At 70.4% G+C, this 26349-nt stretch carries 23 protein-coding genes; 10 read left to right on the forward strand and 13 right to left on the reverse strand.

From position 1 onward, the window contains the following. Positions 1 to 12 precede the first annotated feature (12 nt). The 9 genes from H566_RS0113315 to dctP all read right to left on the reverse strand — a co-directional run bounded on the left by H566_RS0113315 (position 13) and on the right by dctP (position 9590). Positions 13 to 999, reverse strand: a complete 987-nt coding sequence (locus tag H566_RS0113315) for an ACP S-malonyltransferase (protein WP_028311826.1) — start codon at positions 997 to 999, stop codon at positions 13 to 15. Next, positions 996 to 2015, reverse strand: coding sequence for a triphosphoribosyl-dephospho-CoA synthase MdcB (mdcB, locus tag H566_RS25005; protein ID WP_084545068.1), 1020 nt, complete (start codon positions 2013 to 2015; stop codon positions 996 to 998). The genes H566_RS0113315 and mdcB overlap by 4 nt, the downstream gene beginning before the upstream one ends. Beyond that, on the reverse strand, positions 1993 to 2760 hold the full coding sequence (gene mdcG, locus H566_RS25010) for a malonate decarboxylase holo-[acyl-carrier-protein] synthase (protein ID WP_051378724.1): 768 nt from the start codon (positions 2758 to 2760) through the stop codon (positions 1993 to 1995). The genes mdcB and mdcG overlap by 23 nt, the downstream gene beginning before the upstream one ends. Continuing rightward, positions 2757 to 4598 (reverse strand): biotin-independent malonate decarboxylase subunit beta, encoded by a 1842-nt coding sequence (locus tag H566_RS30495; protein WP_084545069.1) that lies wholly within the window; start codon positions 4596 to 4598, stop codon positions 2757 to 2759. Before H566_RS30495 ends, mdcG begins: the two co-directional genes overlap by 4 nt. After that, positions 4595 to 4894, reverse strand: a complete 300-nt coding sequence (mdcC, locus tag H566_RS0113335) for a malonate decarboxylase acyl carrier protein (RefSeq protein ID WP_034411775.1) — start codon at positions 4892 to 4894, stop codon at positions 4595 to 4597. The genes H566_RS30495 and mdcC overlap by 4 nt, the downstream gene beginning before the upstream one ends. Positions 4895 to 4995: 101 nt before the next feature. After that, the gene (gene mdcA, locus H566_RS0113340; RefSeq protein WP_028311828.1) at positions 4996 to 6660 is read right to left on the reverse strand and encodes a malonate decarboxylase subunit alpha; all 1665 of its coding nucleotides are present in this window, start codon (positions 6658 to 6660) and stop codon (positions 4996 to 4998) included. 1 nt (position 6661) lies between these two features. Beyond that, on the reverse strand, positions 6662 to 8020 hold the full coding sequence (locus tag H566_RS0113345; protein WP_028311829.1) for a TRAP transporter large permease: 1359 nt from the start codon (positions 8018 to 8020) through the stop codon (positions 6662 to 6664). Then, entirely contained in the window at positions 8017 to 8574 is a 558-nt protein-coding gene (locus H566_RS0113350; protein ID WP_028311830.1) for a TRAP transporter small permease, read from the reverse strand. Before H566_RS0113350 ends, H566_RS0113345 begins: the two co-directional genes overlap by 4 nt. After that, positions 8571 to 9590, reverse strand: coding sequence for a TRAP transporter substrate-binding protein DctP (dctP, locus tag H566_RS0113355; RefSeq protein ID WP_028311831.1), 1020 nt, complete (start codon positions 9588 to 9590; stop codon positions 8571 to 8573). Before dctP ends, H566_RS0113350 begins: the two co-directional genes overlap by 4 nt. 201 nt (positions 9591 to 9791) lie before the next feature. Between dctP and H566_RS0113360 the strand changes: the two genes are divergently transcribed. Then, on the forward strand, positions 9792 to 10487 hold the full coding sequence (locus H566_RS0113360) for a GntR family transcriptional regulator (RefSeq protein ID WP_028311832.1): 696 nt from the start codon (positions 9792 to 9794) through the stop codon (positions 10485 to 10487). Positions 10488 to 10542: 55 nt separating this feature from the next. Next, complete coding sequence (locus tag H566_RS0113365; RefSeq protein ID WP_028311833.1) at positions 10543 to 10791, forward strand: hypothetical protein; 249 nt, start codon at positions 10543 to 10545, stop codon at positions 10789 to 10791. Positions 10792 to 10818: 27 nt separating this feature from the next. On the opposite strand, the gene H566_RS0113370 is transcribed toward H566_RS0113365, so the two are convergent. Next, the gene (locus tag H566_RS0113370; protein ID WP_028311834.1) at positions 10819 to 11790 is read right to left on the reverse strand and encodes an aliphatic sulfonate ABC transporter substrate-binding protein; all 972 of its coding nucleotides are present in this window, start codon (positions 11788 to 11790) and stop codon (positions 10819 to 10821) included. Between the two features lie 364 nt (positions 11791 to 12154). On the opposite strand from H566_RS0113370, the gene H566_RS25020 reads away from it, so the two are divergent. The 8 genes from H566_RS25020 (at position 12155) to H566_RS25040 (ending at position 21075) form a co-directional block, all read left to right on the forward strand. After that, entirely contained in the window at positions 12155 to 13579 is a 1425-nt protein-coding gene (locus tag H566_RS25020) for an LLM class flavin-dependent oxidoreductase (RefSeq protein WP_084545070.1), read from the forward strand. Continuing rightward, positions 13576 to 16122, forward strand: coding sequence for a TonB-dependent receptor plug domain-containing protein (locus H566_RS0113380; RefSeq protein WP_028311835.1), 2547 nt, complete (start codon positions 13576 to 13578; stop codon positions 16120 to 16122). Before H566_RS25020 ends, H566_RS0113380 begins: the two co-directional genes overlap by 4 nt. Positions 16123 to 16220: 98 nt before the next feature. Further along, positions 16221 to 17060, forward strand: coding sequence for a TauD/TfdA dioxygenase family protein (locus H566_RS0113385; protein WP_028311836.1), 840 nt, complete (start codon positions 16221 to 16223; stop codon positions 17058 to 17060). A 50-nt stretch (positions 17061 to 17110) separates the two neighbouring features. Beyond that, entirely contained in the window at positions 17111 to 17788 is a 678-nt protein-coding gene (locus H566_RS0113390; RefSeq protein WP_034411550.1) for a peroxiredoxin-like family protein, read from the forward strand. A 68-nt stretch (positions 17789 to 17856) separates the two neighbouring features. Next, complete coding sequence (locus tag H566_RS25025) at positions 17857 to 18504, forward strand: hypothetical protein (RefSeq protein WP_051378725.1); 648 nt, start codon at positions 17857 to 17859, stop codon at positions 18502 to 18504. Between the two features lie 357 nt (positions 18505 to 18861). After that, on the forward strand, positions 18862 to 19401 hold the full coding sequence (locus tag H566_RS25030; RefSeq protein ID WP_245591352.1) for a GNAT family N-acetyltransferase: 540 nt from the start codon (positions 18862 to 18864) through the stop codon (positions 19399 to 19401). A 112-nt stretch (positions 19402 to 19513) separates the two neighbouring features. Further along, positions 19514 to 19939: a GNAT family N-acetyltransferase gene (locus H566_RS25035; RefSeq protein ID WP_156924424.1), complete on the forward strand. Its 426-nt coding sequence runs from the start codon at positions 19514 to 19516 to the stop codon at positions 19937 to 19939. Positions 19940 to 20130: 191 nt separating this feature from the next. After that, entirely contained in the window at positions 20131 to 21075 is a 945-nt protein-coding gene (locus H566_RS25040; RefSeq protein WP_034411552.1) for a LysR family transcriptional regulator, read from the forward strand. 15 nt (positions 21076 to 21090) lie between these two features. Here the strand turns inward: H566_RS25040 and H566_RS0113415 are convergent, their stop codons facing one another. From H566_RS0113415 to betC, 3 genes are read right to left on the reverse strand one after another with little or no spacing between them, the layout of a single operon-like run. Beyond that, a complete protein-coding gene (locus tag H566_RS0113415) occupies positions 21091 to 22164 on the reverse strand; it encodes a glycine betaine ABC transporter substrate-binding protein (protein WP_084545071.1) in 1074 nt (357 codons plus the stop codon). Between the two features lie 20 nt (positions 22165 to 22184). Then, positions 22185 to 24458, reverse strand: coding sequence for a TonB-dependent receptor (locus H566_RS0113420; protein ID WP_084545072.1), 2274 nt, complete (start codon positions 24456 to 24458; stop codon positions 22185 to 22187). Between the two features lie 17 nt (positions 24459 to 24475). Further along, entirely contained in the window at positions 24476 to 26011 is a 1536-nt protein-coding gene (betC, locus tag H566_RS0113425) for a choline-sulfatase (RefSeq protein ID WP_028311840.1), read from the reverse strand. Positions 26012 to 26349 lie beyond the last annotated feature (338 nt).

The following is a 26349-nucleotide window of genomic DNA, read 5'->3' on the forward strand; positions in this document are numbered from 1 at the left end:
AACGCGCCGGCGTTAGCCGAAATCGGCAGTGGTGGCCGGCCCGTCGCACCAGCCGATCAGCGCGGTCCGATCGCGGAATTCGTCCACCGAGCGCGCGGCTTCCGCGCCGACGGGTTCGGCCGCGAGGCGCGCGAGATCGCTGCCGGGACCGAGTTCGAGCGCGCGCGTGATGCCGGCCTCGCCGAGCGCATCGTTGCAGGCATCCCAGCGCAGCGGCGCGGCGATCTGGCGCGCCAGAGCGTCGATGGCCTCGGCGCGCGTGCGCAGGCGCCGACCGTCGGTACCGCGCAGCACCGGGCAGCGGGCGTCGGCGAGCGGCGCGGCTTCGAGCGCGGCGCGGAAGGCGTCGGCGGCGCGCGCGAGCCAGCGCGTGTGCGAGGGCACGGTCACGCGCAGCGGCGCGAGATGCTTGCGCGGCAGCGTGGCGTCGGCGCGCAGCGCGGCGAGGGCGCCGGGCAGACCGCCGATCACGAGGTCGCCGCCGGGGCGCTCGATGGCGACGGCGCAGCCCGCGCGTTCGGCGGCGGCGCGCAGGGCGCGCTCGTGGCGGCGGGCCTGGGGGCCGCGCCAGAGCAGCATGTGGCTGGCGTCGGCATCGGGCGTGGCGCCGGCCGCGAGCGTGGCGTCGGCCAGCGCCTCGTCCATGAGCCGGGCGCGGTCGCGCACGAGGGCGAGCGTGGCCGCGAGGTCGAGCGCGCCGGCCACATGCCAGGCGATCAGCTCGCCGAGCGAATAGCCGGCCACGAGCGCCGGCGGCGGCAGCGCCGGCCCGAGCCGCGACCAGTGCGCGAGCTGCCGGACCGCGATCGAGAACTGGGCCGCGCGGTTGCGGAACAGCGCCGCCTCGTCGAGCCCGCGCCACCAGCGGCCGAGGTCGATGCCGAGCGCGCTGCCGGCCGCCGCCCGCAGCGGCGCGAGATCGGGCGCGTCGATGATCGCGTCGAGCATGCCGGCGTGCTGGCCGGCCTGGCCGGAGCAGAGGATGGCGAGCCGGTTCATGACCGTCGCGGGGCGTCGGGCAGCCGGTCGAGCGCGTCGGCGACGACGCTGGCGGCGACGAGGTCGGCGCTGCCGCCGGGGCTCAGGCGCCGGGCGACGAAGTCGTCATGCAGGGCGCACAGCCGCGCCTGCCAGTCGGGCGCGAGCACGCCGCCGCCAGCGAGGAAGCCGCGCGCGGCGGCGCGGGCATGGGCCAGTCCGTCGGTGCCGCCGCGCCAGAGCAGGTTGGTGTCGTCGAGCTCGGCCATCAGCGCCATCAGGCAGCCGACCAGGGCGCGCTCGCCGTCGATGCCGGCCGCGCGCAACCGGCGCAGCGCGGGCAGGCCGACGTCCGTCACCGAGGGAAAGCCGGCCGCCGCCTCGGCGCGCGCGCCGCCGGCCGCGTGAGCGCGGAACACCGCGTTGCCGTGCGTGCCCGGCGCCTCGGCGCGCGCGGCGAGGATGGCGTCGCCCCAGCGCTCGCGGACGATCGCGCACACGGCGCGCCCGCCCCAGCACGCGGGCCGCGCGGCGCGCAGGCCGACGGCGGCGGCGAGCAGGCCGAGGTTGAAGATGGCGCCGCGATGCGTGTTCACGCCGGCGGTCGCGGCGCGCATGCGCAGTTCGGCCTCGATGCCGATGCGCTGGAGCACGGCGAGCGGCGCGTCGGCGGCGCCGGCCTCGGCCATCGCGGCGAAGCAGCCGTCGAGCGCGCCGACGCTTGCGATGAAGGTGGCGATGTTCATGTCGCGGTGGCTGCCGCTGTCGCGGGGCGTGACGAGGCCGGGCTTGGGCCAGGCCATCGCCTCGTCGAGCAGGGCGGCGCGGCAGAGCGCGTCGATGCGGGCGGCGAGGCTGGCCGGAGCGGCGTCGGTGCGGGCGACGGAGCGCGGCTTGCGGGCGGCGACGGTGCCGTCGCGCGCGATCGCGCGGCTGCCGGCCGAGGCAGAGACGCCGGCAAGCGCGAGTCCGCCGCCGTCGGCCGGCGCGCCCGTGGCGCCGCAGAGGTGGGCGTCAGGCGGCGCGGCGGGTGTCATCGGCAGCCTCGGGCGGATGGAGCCAGTCCTGCGCGCCGGTCAGGGCGACGGCGGTGTCGGTCTTGACCAGCACGGTCGGGCCGGCGGGCGCTGGCGCGTCGGCTCGGGCGTCAGGCGGTGGGCTGCGGGGCAGCTTGCGTGCCGAGTCGGTCGCAGCGAAGGACTCTGCAAGCGCTTGCGCCGCCTCGCGCCAGGCGACGGCGCGGCCGTCGATGCGGACCTCGCCGTCGAGTCGCGGCGCGCCGGGCAGGGCGGTGGCGTCGAGCGCCGCGAGCCAGGCGAGGGCGCGGCGCAGCGCGTCGGCATCGGCGCAATCGACGATGAGGTCGAGGTCGCTCGACGGGCGCACGCAGGCTTCGCCGCTTACGGCCTGGGTCGAGAGCGAGCCGTACACGCCCACGCTCGCGCCGGCCGGCGGGCTCGCGCCGAGCCGCGCGAGCGTCGCGCGCCAGCCGGGCGGCGCGGCGTCGATCACCTCGCCCGGCGCGAGCGCGGCGCGGTGGCGCAGCACCGCATCGGGCGCGAAGGCGAGGGCGACGCGACGGCGCGTGGCGATGTCCGGCAGCGTGAAGCCGGCCGCGATGCCGGCGGCCGGATCGGCGTCGGGCATGTGGCGCGTGACCACCACCGGCCGCCCCGCCGCGATCCAGCCGGCGACGGCCTCGCGGTCGGCGAGGGCGGCGCGGAAGGCGTCGGCGCGCGTGGCATCGAGCCAGACGAGGTCGTGCCGGCGCCAGCGCGTCATGCGGCGGCTCCGACTGGCACGGCGCCCGGCCCGGCAGGCAGGCGCGCCGCCGGACCGCTGCCCGCGACCCGCGCCGCGACCTCGGCCGCGAGCCGGCGTCCGCCGCGTTCGGCGCCAAGCCGGGCGCGCTCGTCGCTCGCATGGCCGTCGTCGGCCGCGAGCGCTTCGGCGAGCCGCGCGGGCCAGCCGTCCTCGGGCCAGACCTCGCGGATCGCGCCCATGCGCTCGTAGTTGTCGGCGCCGGGCGCGAACACCGGCGACGACCGAGCAAACGCTTGCAGATCGTCGAGCGGGATCTTGGTGACGCGCGACATCGCGCGCAGGTCCATCACGCGCACCTGGGCGCCGGGCAGCGCGACCGTGCGGTCGGCCAGCAGGCCGAAGGCGAGAAAGCCGCCGCTCACCGCCTCGCCATGCACGAGCGCGAGCGTGCGATGGCCGCGCCGGCGCGCGAGATCGACGCAGCGCGCGATGTGCGCGAAGAAGCCGTTTACGCCGAGCAGCTCGTCGCGCCGCGACAGCGCCTGGCCCGAGGTGCTGGCGATGAAGACGATGGGCGGGGGCGGGTCGGCCCTGGCCGCGTCGGCGCCGCCAGCATCCGCCGCGACCGCGTCGAGCACCGCGCCCGCGATGCGCAGCGCGAGCGACACATCCACCGCCACGCGGTTCCAGCTGCCGATCACGCGCACGCGCCGGCCGTCCAGTTCGGCCTCGCCGGCGACGAAATCGCCATCGACGGCGATGCGGTGGCGACCCGCGCCGAACAGGCGGTCGCACAGCGCGCGGGCGTCGTCGGGCGCCGTTGCGCCGCCGCCTACGAACGCTTGCGCGCCTGCGGCGGGCGCGCCCGGCGAGCCGGACGCAACGGCCGCGCCCGCCGCGAGCCAGTCCGCCGCCCGCTCGTCGATCACCCGGTTGAACTCCGCCGCCGACAGCATCGGCACGCGCGCCGGCTCGTCGAAGCCGCTCGCGCGCCACACCTCCAGCCCGTCGCGCGCGGCGCCGAAACGCGCGAGCCGCGCCGCGAGCGCGGTCTGGGCCGCGCGCAGTTCCGCGAGTCCGGCCGGCGTCTCGCCCGCGCCAGTGCCGCTCCGGCCGAGCGCGCCGTCGCCTGTCGAACCGACCGCGCCCGCGTCATCGCCCAGCAAGCCAAGCACCCCCGCCCGGAACGCCGCCGCGTCATCCTCGACCAGCAGCGTCGCCTCGCCGAGCGCGCGCCTCAGCTTGCCGCCCGTCACGCGCCACACCAGCGCCCGGTCGCGCGCGTCGAATTCCTCCACGCCCTTGACCGTCTCGATCACCTCCGGCCCCGACAAACTCAGCCGCCCTTCCTCCGACATCACGACCGCGCTGCACAGCCGCGTCACGATGCCCATGCCGCCGAAGGCGCCGCAGCTCCCGCCCACGAGCGCGATCACCGGCACACCGGCTGCGCGCGCCGCGAGCAGCGCCCGCATCACCTCCGAAATCGCGATCAGCCCCGCGTTCGCCTCGTGCAGCCGCACGCCGCCCGAGTCCACGAGCAGCAGCACGGCGGCCGGCCGCTCGACCACGGCGCGGTCGAGCAGGCCACGCAGCTTGGCGCCATGCACCTCGCCCACCGCGCCGCCGTTGAACTGCCCTTCCTGCGCCGCGACGAGCACGGGCCGCCCGCCCAGCGTGGCCGCGCCGACCGCGATGCCGTCGTCGAAGCTCACCGGCGCCCCGAGCGCCGCGAGATGCGGACTCGTGAGCCGCGCACCCGGCCCGCAGGCCTCGCGAAAACTGCCCGCATCGACGAGCGCGGCGATGCGCGCGCGCGCCGTCGCCTCGTACCAGCTGATCCGGCGCGGATTCATGCGGCGCTCCTGAAGGATTCGAAGGCCTGGCCGAGGCGCAGGCTCACCACGGCGGGCGTCGCGCCCGCATCGTTGATCGACAGCGCGAGGCCGCCCACCGCATGCCGCGCCGCGAAATCGGCCAGCACCGCGCGCCAGATCTCGCCGAAGCCCTCGGCCGAGGTCGCCACCGCGATGCGGCAGACCGAAGCGTCGTCGCCCGGCTCGACCAGCACTTCGAGGTTGCCGGACGACACCACGCCGCACAGCACCGCGTCGGCGCGCGCCTTCCCGAAAGTCATCACGTCGGGCGTCATGGTGCCGGTGTCGCAAGGGTTTGCAGCGTCACCGTCGGTCACAGCCGCCGCCGCGCGCCAGTGCCGCGCGGGAAATTCCATCGTCATCTCTTCCATCGCGCTCACCAGTTGCGGAACTTCTTCGGCGGGTCGTACAGCCCGCCCGAGGCATGGACCAGATCCTTGATGCTGCGTGCCGCGAGCAGGTCGCGCGTCGCGCGGCGCACGTCGATGCCGAGGTCTTCGGGCCGGCGGATCACGCCCCGGTCGCGCAGGTTCTCGACCGCCTGCCGGTCGCGCGCGAGGCCCACGGGCGTGTAGCCCGCCACGCCGCGTATCGCCTGCTCGCGCTCTTCGGCCGAGCGGCAGAGCAGCAGGTTGGCGATGCCGTCCTCGGTAATCACGTGGGTGAGGTCGTCGCCGTAGATCATCACCGGCGGCAGGTCCATGCCGGACGCCTCGGCCAGCGCCCAGGCGTCGAGCGTCTCGACGAACGTCGGCTGCATCTGCTCGCGGAAGGTTTCCACGGTCTGGATCACGAGCTTCTGGCCGCGCGGCATCGCGCCCGGCGCGCGGGCCTCGGCGCCGGCCTTGAGCCAGGTCGGGCTCGCATGGCGGCGGCCGCGCGCGTCGGCGCCCATGTTGGGCGCGCCGCCGAAGCCCGCGATGCGGCCCTTCGTCGCGGTCGAGCTGTTGCCTTGCAGGTCGATCTGGAGCGTCGAGCCGATGAAGCAGTCGCAGGCGTAATGGCCGGCCGCCTGGCTCATCGCGCGGTTGCTGCGCAGGTTGCCGTCGGCGCCGACGAAGAACACGTCGGGCCGAGCCGCCACATAGCGCTCCATGCCCACTTCCGAGCCGAAGCAGTGCACCGACTCGACCCAGCCCGCCTCGATCGCCGGAATCAGCGTGGGGTGAGGATTGAGCGCCCAGTGCGTGCAGACCTTGCCGCGCAGGCCCAGCTCCTCGCCATAGGTCGGCAGCAGCAGCTCGATCGCGGCGGTGTCGAAGCCGATGCCGTGGTTGAGCCGCCTGATGCCGTATTCGGCGTACAGCTTTATCGCCATCATCGCCGTGAGCACCTGGGTCTCGGTGATGATGGCCGGGTCGCGCGTGAACAGCGGCTCGACGTAATGCGGCGTTGGCGCCCGCACATGAAAGTTCACCCAGTCGGCCGGGATGTCCACGCGCGGCAGCACGTCCACGATCTCGTTGACCTGCGCGATCACGATGCCGCCCTTGAAGGCGGTCGCCTCGACGATCACGGGCGTGTCCTCGGTGTTCGGCCCGGTGTAGAGGTTGCCGTGCCGGTCGGCCGCCTGCGCCGCGACCAGCGCCACATTGGGCGTGAGGTCGACGAAGTAGCGCGCGAACAGCTCCAGATAGGTGTGGATCGCGCCGATCGCGATCTGCCCGCCCTCCACCAGCCGCGCGAGCCGCCCGGCCTGCGGGCCGCTGAAGCTGAAGTCGATGCGCTCGACCTGGCCGCGCTCGATGATGTCCACATGCTCGGGCAGCGCCAGCACCGATTGCACGAGATGCAGGCCGCGCACGCGCCGCGGGTCGGTCTGCACCAGGGCACGGGCGAGGAAGTCGGCCTGCTTCTGGTTGTTGCCCTCGATGCAGAGCCGGTCGCCCGGCTCGATCACGGCTTCGAGCAGCTCGACGATGCGCTCGGGCGGGATCTCGCGCGTCGGGCTCACCGCGCGGGCGCGGGCGAGCGCCGCGTCGCGTTTCGCGCCGAGCCGGTTCCAACGCGGCGCGGCGAGGTCGGGGGTGAAGGCGTTCATCTCAATGCCCCGTCGTCGGGCCCATGACCATGTCGGGCAGGGCGGTGGCGATGCCCGGGAACAGGCAGAGCAGGATCACCGCGACGAACATCAGCGCGACGAAGGGCATCACGCCCCAGATCACATCCTTGAGCGGAATGTCGGGCGCGACGTTCTTGATGACGAAGATGTTGAGGCCGACCGGCGGATGGATGAGGCCCATCTCCATGACGATGGTCATGAGCACGCCGAACCAGATCAGGTCGAAGCCGGCGGCCTTGAGCGGCGGCAGGATGATCGGCGCCGTCATCAGGATGATGCTCACGGGCGGCAGGAAGAAGCCGAGCACGATCACGAAGGTAAGGATGGCCGCGAGCAGTACCCAGCGCGACAGTTGCAGGCCCACGATCCATTCCGCCGCGCCCTGGCTGATGTGCAGATAGCTCATCACGTAGGAGTACAGCAGCGACATGCCGATGATGAACATCAGCATCGTCGATTCCTTGAGCGTGCTGGCGAGGATGGGCTTGACCTGGGCCGGCTTCCACACCTTGTAGATGACCGCGATCAGCGCCAGCGCCAGCAGGCCGCCGAGGCCCGCCGTTTCCGACGGCGTGGCGAAGCCGCCGTAGAGCGCAACCATCACGCCGATCAGCAGCACGATGAAGGGCAGCACGCGCGGCAGCATGCGGGTCTTGTCGGCGAGGGTGAAGTGCTCCTCGTTCAGACAGGCCGACTTGACGCCGCCGGCCTCGTACACGCGCAGCGCCTCGGCGTAGTCGCGCTTGAACTTCCAGGCCGCGTAGCCCGCGAACAGCAGCACCAGCATCAGCCCCGGCCCGATGCCCGCGAGAAACAGCCGCCCGAGCGACTGCTCGGCCGCGACCGCGAACAGGATCATCACGATCGACGGCGGCAGCAGGATGCCCAGCGTGCCGCCCGCCGCGATGATCCCGGCCGCGAAGCCCGGCTGGTAGCCGCGCGCCCGCATCTCCGGAATGCCGGCGCTGCCGATGGCCGAGCAGGTGGCCGGCGACGAGCCCGCCATCGCCGCGAACAGCGCGCAGGCGAAGACGTTTGCAATGCCGAGGCCGCCCGGCACCTTGTGCATCCACGCATGGATGGCCGAATACAGGTCGGCGCCTGCGCGGCTCTTGCCGATGGCCGCGCCCTTGAGGATGAACAGCGGGATCGACAGCAGCGTGATGCTCGCCATCTCCTCGTACACGTTCTGGGTCACGGTATCGAGCGCGGCGCCGGGCATGAAGGCCCACATGAACAGCACCGCGATGGCGCCGAGCGCGAACGCGATCGGCATGCCGGAAAACATGAGCACGAGCGTGCCCGCGCCGTAGAGGGCGCCGATGGTGGTCGCGTTCATCGCTTGTCCTCCCGCACGAAATGCAGCGCCACCTGGAGCAGCAGTTGCAGCACCAGCAGCGTCATGCCGACCGACATCAGGCCGTAGGGAATCGCGAGCGGCGGCGCCCACGATGACGAGGTGGTCTGACCGTCCACATAGGCCTCGTGGAACAGCGTCCACGACTTCCAGCAGAAGAAGGCGCAGAACGCGGCCGAGGCCAGGTCGCAGAACAGCCGGCGCACCCGGTCGAGCACCGGCGGCAGCAGGCCGGCGAGCGCCTCGATGCCGATGTGGCCGCGCTGGCCCTGCACATGCGCGCCGCACAGGAAGGTCGCGCCCACGAGCAGGAAGACGGCGGCCTCGTCCTGCCAGTCGGTCGGCTCGTGCAGGAAGTAGCGCAGGAAGACGCTGCTGGTGAGGATGCCGCAGGCGCCCAGCAGCGCCAGCATCGACACGCCGAGCACCGAGCGGTTGAGGAAGCCGAGCGCCCGCCCGGCCAGCGCGACGGCGCCGCGCGCCGGCAGCACCGGCGCGGCGGGCGTGTGCCCTTCGAGTTCGAAGCCGTGGCTCATAGCGTCTTCTCCACGAGCTTGAGGATGCGGGCGCAGTTGTCGTTCTTTGCCGCGTAGTCCTTCCACGCGGTGTCGCGCGCGATCGCCTGCCACTTGGCGACCGTGGCGGCGCTCATGTCGTTCGCCTTGCCGCCGGCCTTTTCGTACACCTTGGCCACGGCCTCGTCGTCGCCCTTGGCGGCGTCGAGCGCGAACTTCTCCATCTCGGCGCCGACCGTCATCACAAGCTGCTGCTGGTCCTTGGGCAGCGCCTCGAAGATGCTGCGCGAGATCATCAGCGGCTCGAACATGAACCAGTAGGTCTTGCCGCGTCCGGTGGTGAGCTGCTTGGCCACCTCCTCCAGCCGGAAGGAGATGAGGCTGGTGGACGAGGTCATCGCGGCGTCGAGCGCGCCGGTCTGCATCGCGGCATAGATCTCGTTGGACGGCAGCGAGAGCACGGCGGCGCCGGCCTGCTTGAGCACCATGTCCATCTCGCGGCTGCCGCCGCGAACCTTCATTCCCTTGGCATCTTCGGGTTCGATGAGGGCCTTGCCCCGGCTCGCGGTGCCGCCGGCCTGCCAGATCCAGCTCACGAGGATCACGCCCTTGTCGGCCAGGATGTCCGACAGCGCCTTGCCGACCTCGGCCGTCTTCCAGCTCGTGCCCTGCTCGTAGCTCGTGACGACGCCGGGCATGAGGCCGATGTTGACCTCTGGCACCTCGCCGCCGGCGTAGGACAGCGGCACGAGCGACATGTCGAGCGCGCCCTTGCGCATCGCGCTGAACTGGGCGTTGGTCTTCATGAGGGACGAGCCGGGATAGACCGTGGCGCCGAGCGCGCCGCCGGAGCGTTTTTCGAGTTCGGTGGCGAACCTGCGGCACAGGCGGTCGCGGAAGTCGCCCTCGGTGGCGGTGCCGCCCGGGAACTGGTGCGAGATCTTCAGATTGGTGGCGGCGGCAGCCTCGAAGCCCACGAAGGGCAATGCGGCGGCGGCCGTCAGGCCCTGCAACAGGGCGCGGCGGTGGCGATTCATGGAGCGTCTCCTCTCCGGGTGGGCGGCGCCGTCCGGCCTCGCGGAACGGTCGCCAATCAGGGTCTTCGGCGGGTCAGGACTGAAGAAGGACGGCAGCGATATGTATTCGCAAGCTCTTGTCTTGTATGCACGTTAGTTCTGATTGAATGCATACGTCAACGCATCCGTATAATCGTTAACCAGAACCAGAGGGGGAGCGCCATGAGCAGCCAGCCGCCGCGCCGGTCGGAACAACTGAGCGATGCCATCGAGGAATTGATCGTCACGGGCAGCGTCACGCCCGGCATGCGGCTCGACGAGCAGGAGCTGGCCGACCGCTTCGAGGTGTCGCGCACGCCGGTGCGCGAGGCGCTGATCCAGCTCGCGGCGGTCGGCATGGTCGAGATCCGGCCGAGGCGCGGCGCGGTCGTGGCCGAGATTTCATCCGACCGGCTGTGCGAGATGTTCGAGGTGATGGCCGAGCTGGAGGCGATGTGCGGCCGGCTCGCGGCGCGGCGCATCACGCCGGCCGAACAGCTGCGGCTGCGCGAGGCCCATCTGGCCTGCCAGGCCGCGCGCGACGCGGCCGACGCCGACCGCTACTACGGACTGAACGAAGACTTCCACGCCGCGATCTACGCGGCGAGCCACAACAGCTTTCTGGAAGAGCAGGCAACGACGCTGCATCGCCGGCTGCGGCCCTATCGCCGGCTGCAACTGCGCGTGCGCAACCGCATGCAGACCTCGTTCGACGAGCACGGCGCGGTGGTGGACGCCATCCTCGCCGGCGACAGCGAGGCCGCCGCGAGCCGGCTGCGCGGCCATGTGATCGTGCAGGGCGAGCGCTTCGCCGATCTGGTGGCGTCGCTCGCGATGCTCGACCGCGAGCGCGAGGCGGCGGCGGGCGGGCGGCGCTGACACGGGCGCGGCTGCCGCAGAATCGCGGCCTCCGTCATTCCCCGGTTGCCCTCCCATGAGCGAAATCCCGCCCGATCAGCCCCTCCAGCCCGAACGCCGGCCCGTCACCACCGCCGCCGGTGAAACCTTCGACGTGCCCGAGTTCATCCTGCGCATCGACGAACCGGGCCGTGCCGGCTGGCAATTGCGCTACGGCGAATGGACCGACTATCCCGACGCCGGCCCCGGCGGCGCCGACGCGCGCCGCGCGCTCGACAAGGCCATCGCCGAGATGCAGTTCCGCATCGAGACGCGCGGCAAGTAGGCCGCGCCGATCGGCGCGCCGTCCGCCTCAGCCGCGCGGCGGCACGAACAGCGCCACCGCCTGCGCGTCGACGCGCTTCGGCAGCAGCTTCTCGCCGAGGAAGGCGTCGGCGATGCGCTGCTGCTCGTCGAGCGAACCGGCCTTCACCAGCTGCACGTCATAGCTGCGGCGCGCGTTAGCGGCCTCGACCGTGTCGGCGTCCAGGCCCCACACCGGCGCCAGCAGCGCGGCCGCGTCCTTCGGCGACTGCTTCACCCACTGGCCGGCGCGGCGCAGCTCGTCCACCAGCACCGCGAGCACGTCCGGGTGCGCCTTCGCGAACGGCGTCGCGGCGAGGTAGTAGCGCTGATAGCTCGCCAGCCCCTTGCCGTCGGCCAGCACGCGCGCGCCGGCCTGGCGCTGGGCGGCGGCGAGAAACGGGTCCCACACGACCCAGGCGTCGATCGCGCCGCGCTCGAAGGCGGCGCGGCCATCGGCCGGCGCGAGATAGGCCGGCGTGATGTCGGCAAAGCGCAGGCCCGCGCTCTCCAGCGCCGCGAGCAGCAGGTAATGCGCGCCGGCCGCCTTCGCGAAGCCCACTCGCTTGCCCTTGAGATCGCCCAGCGTGCGCAGCGGCGAATCGGCCTTCACGAGGATGGCCTGGGCCGACGGCGACGCCGTCTCGCGCGCGACGAAGGTGAGATCGGCGCCGGCCGCCTGCGCGAACACGGGCACGGTGTCGGCCACGTCGGCCGAGAAATCGACATTGCCGAGGTTGAGCGCCTCCAGCAGCGGCAGGCCGCTCGCGAACTCGTGCCAGCTCAGGCTCACGCCGAGCGGCGCGAGCGCGGCGTCGAGCGAACCGCGCGCCTTGAGCACCGTGATGAGCGTGGACGACTTCTGGTAGCCGATGCGCAGCGGCGTGGCGGCGCGGGCGGTGCCAGCCGGCAGCAGCGCGGAAGCGGCGGCGAGTGCGCCGAGCGACGCAAGCGCCCGACGGCGCGGGAGGGAGGAGGGCATGTGGCTTTCCTTGCGGCTTGTGTGTTTGGGTGGCCGAAAGGTAGGCGGGGGCTGCTGGCTTCCCAACAGCATGGAAGTGGGTTGGATGTGACCGGGAGTTGGTTGGGGATGGTGCTTGCGTGGGAGTGCTTGAGGAGGAAGGTCTGATCAAGGTCCCGCGCGGACGCCTTCCCCCATCGATCACCGCAAGCAGGCTCGGCCACGCTGCCCGACCTTTCCGCACCACGTCCGTCGCATGCCAACCGCCCATCCCTGCTGCATGCCGTACATGCATGACAGCAGCCAATAAACATATTCATTTCGCATCGTCACGCCGTCGCTTCCCGCCGCTTACCGTCATTGCCGGACCAGACAGGAGCGACACATGACGGCAAGACAACTCAAGCTCGGCGCGGTGCTGATCGGGGTGGGCACGGCGCCCGACGCCTGGCGCGATCCGGACGTGCCCGGCGACGCGAGCATCGACATCGACTGGTACCGCGCCAAGGCGCGCCTGGCCGAGGACGCGAAGTTCGACTTCGTGTTCATCGTCGACAGCCCCTACATCACGCCCGACTCGGCGCCGCACTTCCTCAACCGGCTGGAGCCGCTGACGCTGCTGTCCGCGCTCGCGGGCGGCACCTCGCGCATCGGCCTCGTGGGCACGCTCACCACCTCGTACAGCGAGCCCTTCAACGTCGCGCGCCAGTTCGGCTCGCTCGACCTCATCAGCCACGGCCGCGCGGGCTGGAACGTCGTCACCACCGGCCTCGAAGGCGCGGCCGGCAACTACGGCCGCGAGCGGCACTACGACCACGGCGAGCGCTACCGCCGCGCGGCCGAGCATCTGGGCGTGGTGCGCGGCCTGTGGGACAGCTACGAGGACGACGCCTTCCCGCGCGACAAGGCCGCCGGCCGCTTCCTCGACCCGAGCCGCCAGCACGCGCTCGGCCATCGCGGCGAGTTCTATTCGGTGGCCGGGCCGCTCAACATCTCGCGCTCGGCCCAGGGCCAGCCGGTGATCTTCCAGGCCGGCAGCTCCGACGCCGGCCGCGACCTCGCCGCGCGCACCGCCGACGCGATCTTCTCGATGCCCGAGAGCTTCGACGAGGCGGTCGCCTTCCGCGCCGATATCCGTCGTCGCGCCGAGGCCGCCGGCCGCGATCCCGACTCGATCCTCGTCTTCCCCGGCCTGCAACCGATCCTGCGCGCGACCGACGCCGAGGCCGAGGCCGAATGGCGCCGCCGCGCTGAGAGCGTCGATCTGCACGCGGCACTGGTGCAGCTCGGCCGGCCCTTCGGCTACCACGACTTCACCCGGTACGACCCCGACGCGCCCTTCCCCGACCTGGGCGACGCGGGCAGCAACGCCTACCGCAGCCACAGCGAGCGCATCCGCCTCGTCGCGCGCGCCGAGGGGCTGACGCTGCGCGAGACCGCGCTGCGCCTGGCCACGCCGCGCAGCGACTTCATCGGCTCGGCCAGCACCGTGGCCGATCAGGTCGAGCGCTGGTTCCGGGGCGGGGCGGCCGACGGCTTCAACGTCGGCGTCGGCCGGGCGCGCGATCTGGACGAGTTCGCGGCCCAGGTCGTGCCGCTGCTCCAGGCGCGCGGCCTGTTCCGGCACGAGTACGAGGACACGACGCTGCGCGGCAATCTCGGCCTCGCGGTGCCGGTCAACCGCCACACGGCGGCACGGCGGGCCGAGGCGGAGCGGCAGTCGGCCGGGCAGGGCGCCTCGGCCGGCGTTGCCGGCGCCGATCGCACGGAGGCCGGCGCGGTCGGCAGCGCGCGCGAGGTCAGCGCATGAGTCGTCTGCAAACGCTTGCGCGCCGCCCGCGCCTGCGGCCGGTGGCGCGGGCACTCGCGGCGCTGCCGCTGTCGCTCGCGCTGCCGGCGCTAGCCCATGCCGCCACCGCCCAGGTGCAGGACGTGGTCGTCACCACCGGCAGCCGGGGCGGCCAGATCGCCATTACCGACAGTCCGTCGCCGATCGACGTCATCGACGGCGAGCAGCTTGCGCAGACTGGCAAGGCCAGCCTGCGCGAGATTCTCGGCACGCTCATCCCGTCCTTCACCGCCGCCGCGCAGCCGGGCGGTGGCACCTCGGCCAGCATCCGGCCGACGCGCATCCGCGGCCTGAGCGGCGACGCGCTGCTCGTGCTCATCAACGGCAAGCGCCGCCACGGCACGGCCGTGTACAACAACTTCGGCACCGGCAGCACGCCGGTCGATCTCGACCTCATCCCGATCTCGGCCATTGAGCGCATCGAGCTGCTGCGCGACGGCGCTGCCGCGCAATACGGCTCCGACGCCATCGCCGGCGTGCTCAACATCATCCTCAAGCGCAACGACAGCGGCGGCACGGCCTCCGTCACCGCCGGCCGCCAGGAAGACTCGCCCGGCGACCTGTTCCAGACCGCGATCAACCACGGCTTCGCGCTCGGCGAGGACGGCGGCTTCGCGAGCCTGTCCTTCGACACCCGCTCGCAAGGCCCGTCCTACGCGGCCGGCGATGCCCAGGGCAGCTTCTACTACCCGCTGCTCAACGGCCAGCCCGTACCCTACGGCACGCCCGGCGCCACGCCCGACCCGCGCGACGCCACGGTGGACCGCCTGCTGCAGAAGGGCTACGGCCGCTCCAACCGCGACCGCGTGCTCAACTTCGCGTGGAACGCCGAGCTGCCCGTCGCCACCGACCTCGCGCTCTACAGCTTCGGCACCTACAGCCACCGCAGCATCGTCGATACGCGCGGCACCTTCCGGCCCAACAGCGTCAGCTCGCTGCCCGAGGTGTTTCCGGACGGCTTCGCGGCCCAGCGCCTCATCAGCGAGCCCGACTACCAGCTCACTCTCGGCGGCAAGGGCCTGCTCGCCGGCTGGAACTGGGATCTGGGCAGCACCTACGGCCGCGACGCCGTGCGCCTCGGCGCGCAGAACACGCTCAACGCCTCGCTCGGGCCCGACAGCAAGACGCGCTTCTACCTCGGCTCGATGCGCTTCCAGCAATGGACCAACAACCTCGATGTCACGCGCGGCTTCGACCTCGGCCTGCCCAATCCGGTGCAACTGTCGTGGGGCGCCGAGCACCGCTGGGAACTCTGGGCCGAGGGCGCCGGCGAGCCGGATTCGTGGCGTGACGGCGGCTACGTGATCCCGTCCGGCCCGCGCGCCGGCCAGCGTCCGCCGGCCGGGCTGCAATCCTTCGTCGGCAACCGGCCGGGCGATGCAAGCGTTGTCACGCGCAACGTGTTCGCGGCCTACATCGACCTCGGCACGAAGTTCACCGAGCGCTGGTCGGGCAGCGTCGCCGGCCGCGCCGAGCATTACGACGACAGCTCGGGCAACACCGTCGCCGGCAAGCTCGCCACGCGCTACGAAGTGGCGCCGGGCTTCGCGCTGCGCGGCACGGTCAACAACGGCTTCCGGGCGCCGTCGCTCGCGCAGCAGGCCTTCTCGGTCACGCAGCAGACCTCGATCCGCCTGCCCGACGGCAGCACCCAGAACCTGCTCGCGCAATACCTGCCCGCGTCGAGCGATCTCGCGCGCGCCCTCGGCGCCCGGCCGCTCAAGCCCGAGAAGTCGCTCAACTTCAGCGTCGGCGCGACCTGGGAGCCGACGAAGCAGGCGCGCGTCACGCTCGACGCCTACCAGATCCTCGTCGACGACCTCATCGTCAAGGGCGAGAACCTCGTGGACGGCCCCGGCTCCACCCTCGTGCGCGACCGGCTCGCCTCGCTCGGTTACAGCAACCTTTACGCCGCGCAATACAACACCAACGCCGCCGACGTGAAGGTGCATGGCATCGACCTCGCGTCGGAGCTGACGACCGACCACGGCGCGTTCGGCCTCGTGCGCTGGTCGGCGCTCTACAGCTTCAACAAGCTCGCGGTGCGGCGCGTCAAGGAGAACCCGGCCGAACTGGACTTTCTCGGCTCGGGCTACGTGGTGTTCGGCCGCCAGGCGCGGCTCACGCTCACCGACGCCACGCCGCGCGACAAGCTCGTGCTCGGCGCCAACTGGCTGGTCGGCGACTGGAGCGCAAACCTCAGGCTCACGCGCTTCGGCAAGTACACCGAGCCGGGCACGACGGCCGCGCTCGACCGCTTCTTCGCGGCGCGCTGGATCACCGACGCCGAGGCGAGCTGGCGCTTCGCCAGGCAGCTCACCGCCACGCTCGGCGCCAGCAACCTGTTCGGCATCCGGCCCACGCGGCAACCCGTGTCGCCGACCCAGACCGGCCTCGGCAGCGCGCTGCCCACGCTCGTGGACGCGACCTACAACTACGGCAGCTACAGCCCCTTCGGGCTGAACGGCGGCTTTTATTACGCGCGCCTCGCCTACGACTTCTGAAGCCAGCGACGGCGCGGATCGCGCCCGTCATCCGGGGCCACGGCCCCGTTCCCGGTCGCGCCGCGTCGGCCGTCCGGCATCCCCAAGGAGGAGCCTTCATGTCCAGCGTCATCGACACTCCCAACGCCGTCGAGAACCTCGTCGTGCGCCCGCTCGAACCCACGATCGGCGCCGAGGTCTCGGGCCTCGACCTGCGCCAGCCGCTCGGCACCGCGCTGCGCGACGAGATCAAGCGCCTGCTGCTGAAGCACCGCGTGCTGTTCTTCCGCGACCAGCCGATCACGAGCGACCAGCAGATCGCCTTCGCGCGCCAGTTCGGCAAGATCTACGAGCACCCGACCACCAGCCGCGTGCGCAAGGACGTGGGCGAGTCGCACCGCATCTCGGCCGAGGAGAACCGCAAGCTCTACACGCCCACCGCCGGCCGCTGGCACACCGACACGAGCTGGCTCGCGCGCCCGACCTGGGGCGCGGTGCTGCGCGACATCGACATCCCGCCGGCCGGCGGCGACACGATCTGGGCCGACGGCCATGCCGTGTACGAGGCGCTGCCCGCCGAGCTGAAGGTGAAGATCGAAGGCCTCCACGTCACGCACGACTTCCAGAGTTCGCTCAGGCGCGTCGGCTATGACTACCCGATCGTGGCCCATCCGCTCGTGCGCCTTCATCCCGAGACGGGCGAGAAGGTGGTCTGGGCCAACTGGTCGATGTCGCCGTGGGTCGTGGGCTGGGACCGCGCCGACAGCAAGGCGCTGCTCGACGAGCTGCTGGCCTACTACGCGCGGCCCGAGTTCCAGGTGCGCTTCAAGTGGACGCCGCATTCGGTGGTGTTCTGGGACAACCGCGCCGGCCTGCACTACCCGGTGACGAACTACGGCGACTACCCCCGCGAGCTGGAGCGGGTGCTGATCGAGGACCACGAGGCGCTGCCGCACTGAGGCCGCCGGTCGTCCGCGCCCGCCCGACCCGTTCATCCCTGAGGAACCGCATGCCCGAATCGCTGCACCAGATCTTCCGCGAGCTGCACGCCCATCGTGAAAGGACGATGGACCCGGCCGCGCTCGCCATCAACATCAACCAGCGCGCGACGCTCGTGCGCGAGGCCGACCCGGCGCGCTGGGTCAAGGCCGGCGACGTGCTCGACGACTTCACGTTGCACGAGGTGGACGGCGAGCCGCTCACCGCCGACGCGCTGCTTCGCCACGGGCCGGTGGTGCTGATCTTCTTCCGCTTCGAGGGCTGCCCGGCCTGCAACCTCGCGCTGCCCTATTACCAGCGCAATCTGCTCGGGCCGGCGCGGGCGCTGGGCGCGACGCTGGTGGCGGTGAGCCCGCAGCTGCCGGAACGGCTCGGCGCGATCAAGCGGCGGCATGAGCTGGGCTTTCTCGTCGCGAGCGACCCGGGCAATGCGCTCGCGACCCGGCTGGGCATCACCTATGAATTCGACGAGCCATCCAAGCAGGCCTCGCTCGCGCGCGGCGCGCCGATCGGCGAGGTGACGGGTACGGGGACGTGGGAGCTGCCGATGCCGACGGTGGTGGTGATCGGGCCGGGCCGGCGCGTTGCATTCGCGGATGTGCATCCGGACTGGCTGTTGCGCACGGAAGCGGCGCCGGTGATCGAGGCGCTGGAGCGGCTCGGTGCTATATCGCAGGCGAGCGCATGAAGCCCGGCGCCCTGTCCTGATCCCGCCGCCGCCGCGCCGCGGGCCGATCTCCCGTCCCGCGCGCTCCGATGCCCGAATCGACCCCTCGCCGTTCCGTTGCCGTCATTGCGGTCCTCGCCTTCGCGCTGGCCTGCGCCGCGCATGAACTGCTCGGGCATGGCGCCGCCTGTGCGGCGAGCGGCGGAACCATCGTCGAGCTGAATTCCGTCCGCTTCCGTTGCGCGGGAGGCGGCCTCGCGGCCGACCTCGGCGGGCCGCTGGCCAATGCCTGGGTCGGGCTCGGCGGCCTCGGATTGCTGCGCGTCAGGCGCTGGTCGCCGGCAGCGACGCTGGCGCTCGAACTCGGGGTCGCCTTCAACCTGCTGTGGATCGCGGGCTGCCTGCTCTGGTCGGCGATCGCGGGGCGCAGCGATTTCGCGTTCGCGATCCGCATGGCGGCCGACGGCGCCCCCGGCGCGCGCGGGCTGCTGGCGCTGGCCGGCGTGATGCTGGGCCGGTTCACCTTGCGCCGGCTGACGCTGTCGCGGGCCATGGCGCGGCTCGCTTGGCTCGCGGCGGGCACGGCCTGCTGCGTCTCGGTCCTGCTCTGCGCCGGACCGCTCCTGCCTCTGTTGCGCGAAGCCGCGCTAGAAGGCTTTGGCGCGATGGCCTGGCTGCTGTTCGTGCCCGCCCGCGGCGGGCCGGCCGCGCCGGGCCGGCATGCCGTGCCGTCGTGAAGCGATGGGTGCGCCGCACCCGCCCGATGTGGTCGTCGACGCGCGCAGCCACGCCAGGTCGGCATGGCGCGGCCCCTTGCTTGAATCGGGCCACCGCCGATTTCAGCGTTTCAGCTCCGGACGGCAAAAGGCGACGGCTTTTTCCCGCAAGCGGCCGTCCGGAATCCGATAACCGCAATCGATGGATTCGCAGGACTTGTGCGGGAATTGCAGCAGCCTTCATTGCCCGAGCCTGTTGTGCGCGCGGCCGGATCAATGAAATCGGCAATCGATCGGGAGTAAGGTGGCGATCGGGTGTCGTGCCTTGAAGTGACGTTATCAGGCATGGCGTGCGTAATGAAACCAGCCGGACAAGACGTGCTTTACGATTCCTTGCCAATATCCGATCACGAACTCGTCGAGCTTCGTCCGATTGTCAGATCCGATATCGACCGCTGGTATGCGTATCTGTCACAGCCTTGTGTTTTCGAGCATACGAGCTGGGATCTGAATTCACCCGAGGATCTGGCCAGTCATGTGCTGCCTCTGGACGGCACCTCGCCGGAAGCCATGTTTCGCCTCGCGGTTTCGGAGCGCGCGTCGGGATTGCTTGTGGGAACAATAGGATTTCATTCGGTGTGGCCGCCCGATCGGCGCGCCGAACTCGCCTATGACCTGGCGCCGGAGATATGGGGCAAAGGCATCGGGACTCATCTTGTGCGGCTCATGGTGAAGTGGGCGCATGAGCATGCCGGCATTGCCCGGGTGCAGGCAACGGTAATGCCCTCCAATGCCCGCTCGATCGCGGTATTGCGGAACTGCGGATTCGAATACGAAGGGCTGCTGCGCAGTTACCGCGTGGTCCGGGGCCGGCCGGGGGACTTCGGCATGTATTCGCATATCGCGGGCGAGCCATGACGGCCATCCACATCCGCCGCACGCAAAAGGACGACGGCGCGCTGATACGTCGATTGCGCATCGCATCGCTCACCGAGGCTCCCCATGCATTCGGCGCCAGACTCGAGACGTATTGGCGCAACCGGAGGCGTCATTCGCCGAGATGGCGGAGCGCCACAGCCGGTCCGATGTTTCCACGTCCTTCGTGCTTTTCAATGAGGCCGATGCCGCCGGAACCATCGGCGCCTTTTTTGAAAATTCCGGTTCGGGTCGCGCCTTCATCTGCGCGCTCTGGGTGGATCCGGAACTTCGCGGAAGCTCGGCCGCGCGGGATTTGCTGGGCGCGGCAGTCGACTGGTTTGCCGCCCGGAAGGCCGCCGAATGTTTTGCCTGGGTTGCCGATTCGAATGCGCGAGCCATTGCCTTCTATCGCAAATCCGGCTTTGTTCCGACCGGCGAAACGCAGGCATTGCCGTCGCAGGTTTCGCAACAGGAAACCCTGTGGCGTTTGCGCGTGACCGGGCCAGAGCTGGCCGAATTCAGGCGCCCGCAGGACTAGCCGCCGGATCACGGCATTCGGCCAATTGCCCGATTCCCGCAATCGACGCTCCGCCAACTCGCCCGCAACACCACGGCATATCGGTATCCGCGAAAGTTGGTTCGCCCTCCGCGCCGCCTCGGCTACACACGCCGCTGGCCGCGCGGGCGTTTCCGCCGGCATTACCCAACTCCAGGACGCGCGAGGCAGGCATGAACCGGACGGAACCGCGGCTGCCGCCGCTCCAGTCCTTCGTCTATTTCGAATCGGCGGCGCGGCATCTCAATTTCACGGCCGCGGCCGAGGAACTCGGCACGACCCAGCCGGCCGTCAGCCATCGCATCCGCGCGATGGAGGCTGATCTGGGCGTGCCGCTGTTCGTGCGCGAGCATCGCGGCGTGCGGCTGACGGGCGAGGGCGAGCAGCTGTTCGCCACCGTGCGCGACAGCCTGCGCGCCCTGCATGCGACGACGCGGCAGGTGCGCGAGTCGGCCGGGCGGCGGCCGGTCACGCTCTCGACCGATTTCGGCTTCGCCAAGCTCTGGCTGCTGCCGCGCATCCATGCGCTGCGCGCCGCGATTCCCGACCTGCAACTGCGCGTCGTCACGTCGCAGGAAGATGCCGACGCGGCGCGCCGCGAGATCGACCTGTCGATCCATTTCGCCACCCGCCGCCCCGAGGGCCAGGCCGAGTTGCTGTTTCCCGAACTGGTGGTGCCGGTGTGCAGCCCGGCGCTGCTGACGGCGCACGGCGGCCCGTTCCGTGACGCGGCCGCGCTGTGCGCGGCGCCGATCCTGCATCTTCAGGCGCGCGAGCCGGGCCGATGGATGAACTGGAGCGAATGGTTCGCGGCGCGCGGTCTGCCCGACGCCGCGCCGCCGTCGAGCCTGAGCTTCAACGACTACTCGATGGTCATCCAAGCGGCGGTGGCCGGCCATGGCGTCGCGCTCGGCTGGGCACCGCTGGTGGATGACCTCGTCGCGCGCGGCGAACTGGCGGTGGCGCATGCCGAGCCGCTGCTCACGCCGCGCGGCTGCTTCCTCGTCGCGTCCGGCGGCGGGCCGCTGGCCGGCGCGCTGGCCGACCTGCGCGACTGGATCGTCGCGGCGTGCCGGGGGCCGTCGGTGCTGGAGCGCAGCGCCTTCGCGGCCGGCTGAGCGGCGGCCCGCCGCTCAGTTCGCGAGCGCCGCCGCCAGCTTCGCCTTCGCATCGCCGCCGTCGCGGGCGCTCACGCCCGCGAGCCAGCCGCCCGCCAGCGCGCCCTCGCGCGCCAGTACGCGCCGCGCGGCTTCCTCCGGCGGCAGGCGCTTGTCGATCACCTGACCGATCAGCTCGTTTTCCAGCGCGACGCTGAAGCGCAGCTGGCCCAGCAGCCGCCCGACATTCGGGCATTGCGTGCGGTAGCCGCGCCGCGTGACGGTATGCACCTCGGCCAGACCGCCGCCGGGGCCGAACCAGGCGTCGCCGCCCTTGAGATAGCTGATGGGGTAGCGCGTGTTCATCACATGCGGCTCCCAGGCGAGAAAGACCATCGGCCGCCGCGCGCGGAACTCATGCCCCATCTGCGCCAGCAGCCCTGCGTCGCTCGACTCGACCAGCCGCCAGCCCGCGAGGCCGCGCGCCGGATCGGCCAGCATCCGCTTGATGCTCTCGTTGGCCGGCGCGCCGGCCTCGATGCCGTAGATGCGCCGGCCGAAATCGTCGGCATGCGCGGCGAGGTCGTCGAAGCCGCGCACGCCGGCGCTGGCGCTGTAGTCGAACACCGCGAGCGTGAAGCGCGCCTGCTCAAGATTGCGCGCGATGCGCTCGATGCCGCCGTCGGCCAGCAGCGGCTCGATCAGCTCGCGCTGGGCCGGCATCCAGTTGCCGAGGAAGGCATCGAGCCGCGCGCCGCGCAGGCCCTGGTAGGTCATCGGCACCGACAGGATCTGCACCGTCGGCCGGTAGCCGAGCGCCTTGAGCACCACGGTGAGCAGCGCGTTGGTGGCGTCGATGTCGGCCCAGCCGGGCGAGGCGAGACGCACCGTCGCGCAGCTTTCGGGCTCGGCGGCGGGGGTGGCGGGCGGCGCGGCCGTGCCCGCGGCGCCTGTTGCCTTCGCCACGCCCGTCGGGCCTGTTGCCTTCGCCGCGCTCGCCGGGCCTGTCGCGCTCGCCGCGCCGGCCGGGCCGGGCAGACCGGCCCCCACCGCGAGGCCGATCCATGCCAGCGCCGCCGCGCCGCGTCGAAGGCGTGGGAAGCATTTCATGCCGATCCTCCCGCGCGCCTTCAGAAGCGCGCTCCGAGCGTGAGACTGAGGCTGCGCGGCGCGCCCGGCAGCAGCGTCTGCGCCGTGCCGGCCGGATCGCTTGTCACGAAGCCGTTGGTGCCCAGCGCCGCGATGTAGCGGCGGTCGAGCAAATTGGTGACCGCGAGCAGCGCCGATACCTCGCGCAGGCCGCCCACCGCGCGCTTGCGCGCGCCAAGCGCCAGATTGAACAGCGCATGGCCGGCGACCGGATTGTCATTGAGATAGGTGTATTGCCGCTGACCGACCCAGGTCGCGCCCAGGTTGCCGAATTGCCCGCCATTGTCATAACCGAGCACCGAATTGGCCGAGAAACGCGGCGAATCCACCACCTGCTTGCCCGATACCGCGACGACACTGCCGTTATCGACGAAATCGTTCTTGTATTTCGAATCGTTGAAACTGGCCGAATTGAACCAGTTGAGATGCCGCACCACTTCGACGCTCACGCCGGCTTCCACGCCGCGCGAGGCCACGCGGCCGACATTCGACAGCACGACCGGATTGCCCTGGATGGCCGAACCCTGCTGGATGCCGAGCAGGCGATTGCGGAAATCGACGTGATACGCGACCAGCGAGGCTTCGGTGTGGCCTTCGCGATAACGCCAGCCGCCTTCGATCGTGGTGGAGGTTTCGGGCTTGAGGCCGTCCCTGATGGCATTGAATCCGGCCGCCGAGGTGGCGAATGGCGAATCTTCCATGGCCGACCCCTTGAAGGCGCGCATGTTGCGCGCGACCGCGCCGAACACCTCGCTGCGCTCATCGAGCCGGTAATTGAAGCCGGCCTGCGGCAGCAATGCCTTGCCGGCGCGGATGGAGCCCGTCTTGGTATCGCCTTCGAGCGTCGAAACCGAGCTTTGGGTATGCGGCGACTTGACGCCAGCCGTGAGTGTCAATTCCGGCGACACGCGGTATTCATCTCGCAGATGGAATTGCGCCGTATGCGTGCCGAAACGATAGTGCCAGCGCGTCGCGACAGGATCGGACGGCACTTCATAGAGCGAGGACGGACCGTTTTCCTGCGAATAGAAGCGCATTGCCTGATCGAAATCGATATGCTCGAACCAGACGCCCGCATTGATCTGATGCGCGCCGGCCTCGATATTGACCGATGACAGCAGGCCCGCCCGGTCGATCGCATATTCGACCGTGCGCAGCGATACCGGCACGGTCGCCGATGAGGCCCGATACGGCGTCCACCACAAGCTCGGGCCGCGATCGTTGTGGTAATAGGCCGTCGTCTTGACAACGACAGCGTCATTTACCGGCGCCTCGATCGTCACGCCGGCAAGCCAGTCGCGCCGGATGCCGGCGCCGGCGTAATAGGCATCGTCCACCGAGGTTTCGCCGCGCGACCAGTTGCCGCGGGCGGAAGCGAGCGCGGCATTCCAGTCGGGCAGATAGTTGTCCCAGTTCCAGCCGAGGCGGCCGATCATCTGCTTCGACATGTCCTGGTAATCGACTTCCTTGCGCGCCGAATGATTGACGAAGGCCGACACGCGCGCGCCGGCAACTTCGCCGACGAGCTTGGTATTCACCTGCTGCTGCTTCTGGCTGCCCGAGCCTTTCCATTTTTCAGCGCTCTGGTTCGAATAGCTGAGCGACGCACGCCAGTCGGGCCCGAATTCGCCGGTATCAAGCCGGAGGAAACTGCGGCGCAGATTGTCGCTGCCGAAACCCTGATCGACGCGCACACCGCGTTCGCGCGACGGATCGAGCGAATGAAATTGCACCGTGCCGCCCAGATTGCTGGTGGAGGCGGTATCGAGCGCGCCCGTACCTTGCGACAGCGTGACCCGGCCGAGATTCTCGGTGGAAATGGCGCGGCTCACGTGCAGGCCATTGTGATTGCGATAGCTCATGTCGCCGAGCGGAACATCGTCGAGCGTGAAACCGAGCTGATTCTGGTTGAAGCCGCGAATCGTCAATTTGGTTGACCATTCATAGGCGCCGGCCGGATCGGCGGAACTGAAATTCACGCCCGGCAGGCGTTCGAGCAGCTTGAGCGGGCTGGTGCCGGGCGCGGCGGTGGCGAAATCGGCAGCGCCGAGCTGCTGCACCTGACGCGTCTGGCCACGCGCGAAGATCGTCACCGTCTCGATCTCGACAACGGACGGTTCGTCGGCCGCGCGGGCCGGCGGCGAAAACAGCAGCGCAATGGCGATGCCAAGCGGCAGCTGGCGGAATTGCGGATTCATGATGGCGGAAAGTCCCTGGTCTGGATGGTCAGATCGCGTGGCCGCTGGCGCAGCCATTGACGAATGCGGTCGTTTCAGTTGCCGCCGGATTGCCAGGCTGGAAAGCGGGCCATTGCCTCGATCGCATCGAGTTCCATGTGGCTGCGCACGTATTGGCGGCTGGCGTCGTCGGGCGGCTGGTAATCCCAGGCGCTGCGCTGGCCGCGCGATTCGGCCGCATGCACGAAACGGCGACGTTGCTGACTGGCGAGCACCGCCGATTCGAGCTCTGCGAAATCCCAGCGCGATCCGGCCTCGGCGCGGAATTGCGCGACGAGTGCCGAGAAATGCGCATCGCCGGCGAGATTGCGGGTTTCGAGCGGATCGGCCGCGAGATCGAACAGCAGATCGGGATCGGCGGGCGAATGGATGAACTTGAAATTGTCGCGGCGGATCATCGCCATCGGCGCGATCGCGCCTTCGCCCAGATACTCGGCAAAGGTTTCGGCCGGAGGCGTGGCGCCGAGGAGGGCAGGGAGAAGCGAGCGGCCGTCGATACCGGCCGGAAGCGGAGCGCCGGCAATGTCCGTCAAGGTCGGCAGCAGGTCGAGCGTCGAAACAGCGCCGCCAATGCGCCGGGCTGCAAATCTTGCCGGCGCGTGAAACAGCATCGGCACGCGAATCGCCGGCTCGAAGAAATGCATCTTGTACCAGAGGCCGCGCTCGCCCAGCATGTCGCCATGGTCGCTGAGCAGAACAATCACCGTATTGTCGGCAGCTCCGGTCGCTTCGAGTGTCGAAAGCAATTCGCCGATCTTGTCATCGACATAGGAAATGGCACCGTAATAGGCGCGGCGTGCGCGGCGGATCTGCTCGCGCGTGAGCGGCGTGATGTCGAATTGGCAGGCCCGGCGCAGCCGCGCCGAATGGGCATCGTCGGCAATGTCGTTGGCGCCGAGTTTCGGATCGTCGATGTCGGCATCGGCATGCCGATCCCAGTATTCGCGCGCGATCACGTACGGATCGTGCGGATGCGTCATCGACACCGTGAGCAGGAAAGGCCGGCGGTCGTTTCCGCGCGCGAGGTCGAAAAGCTTGCGCCGCGCCTTGAATACGACCTCGTCATCGAAATCGAGCTGATTGGTGCGCACCGCCGGACCGGCCTGAATCACCGATGACGGATTGTGATACCACTCAGGCCGGCCATCAGGATCGCGCCAATCGGGCGTCCAGCCGAAATCGGCGGGATAGATGTCGGTGGTAAGCCTTTCCTCGAAGCCGTGCAATTGATTCGGCCCGGCAAAATGCATCTTGCCCGACAGAATGGTGCGATAACCGGCCGAGCGCAGATGATGCGCGACGGTGGGAATTTCGGACGGCATTTCACAGGCATTGTCGAAACCGCCGAAACGCGACGGCAGCAGCCCCGATAGCAGACCGAAACGCGAAGGCGCGCACAGCGGGCTCGGGCAATACGCCGATTCGAACACGGCGCCGCTGGTCGCCAGTCGGTCGATATTGGGCGTGCGCACCACGCGATTCCCCCAGGGCCGCAGCGCAAAAGGCGTGAGCTGATCGGCGATGAGGACGAGGAAATTGGGCGAAGCGGCACGGGCAGGATCGGCGGACATCGGATTCTTGATTGCTGCGGGATTGCGGCGAATCTTCCGTGGCCATCCGGCGGCCGTGAAGAGGGTGTTTGGTTATCGAGGCATGAAGGCTGTTTATGGCAAGGTCAGGCATGCGGAGCCGGTGCCGCGAGGGGCTGAAGCACGTCGATGCATGCGATCGGGCTTCTTGGTCCGGAACGGATCAGCGAGCCGGCTGAAGGAATTCGAATCCCGTGCCGGGAAACTCGAAGCTGCTTATTGCGGCCAGCGCCAGGCAAGGAAGATCCGAGTGACTCCGGGCACCGCACCGCATCAGGAAAGTTCGTCAAAACAACAACAGAGGCAATTCTGGCCGTCGC

This window comes from Derxia gummosa DSM 723, assembly GCF_000482785.1.
GTDB lineage: Bacteria > Pseudomonadota > Gammaproteobacteria > Burkholderiales > Burkholderiaceae_E > Derxia > Derxia gummosa.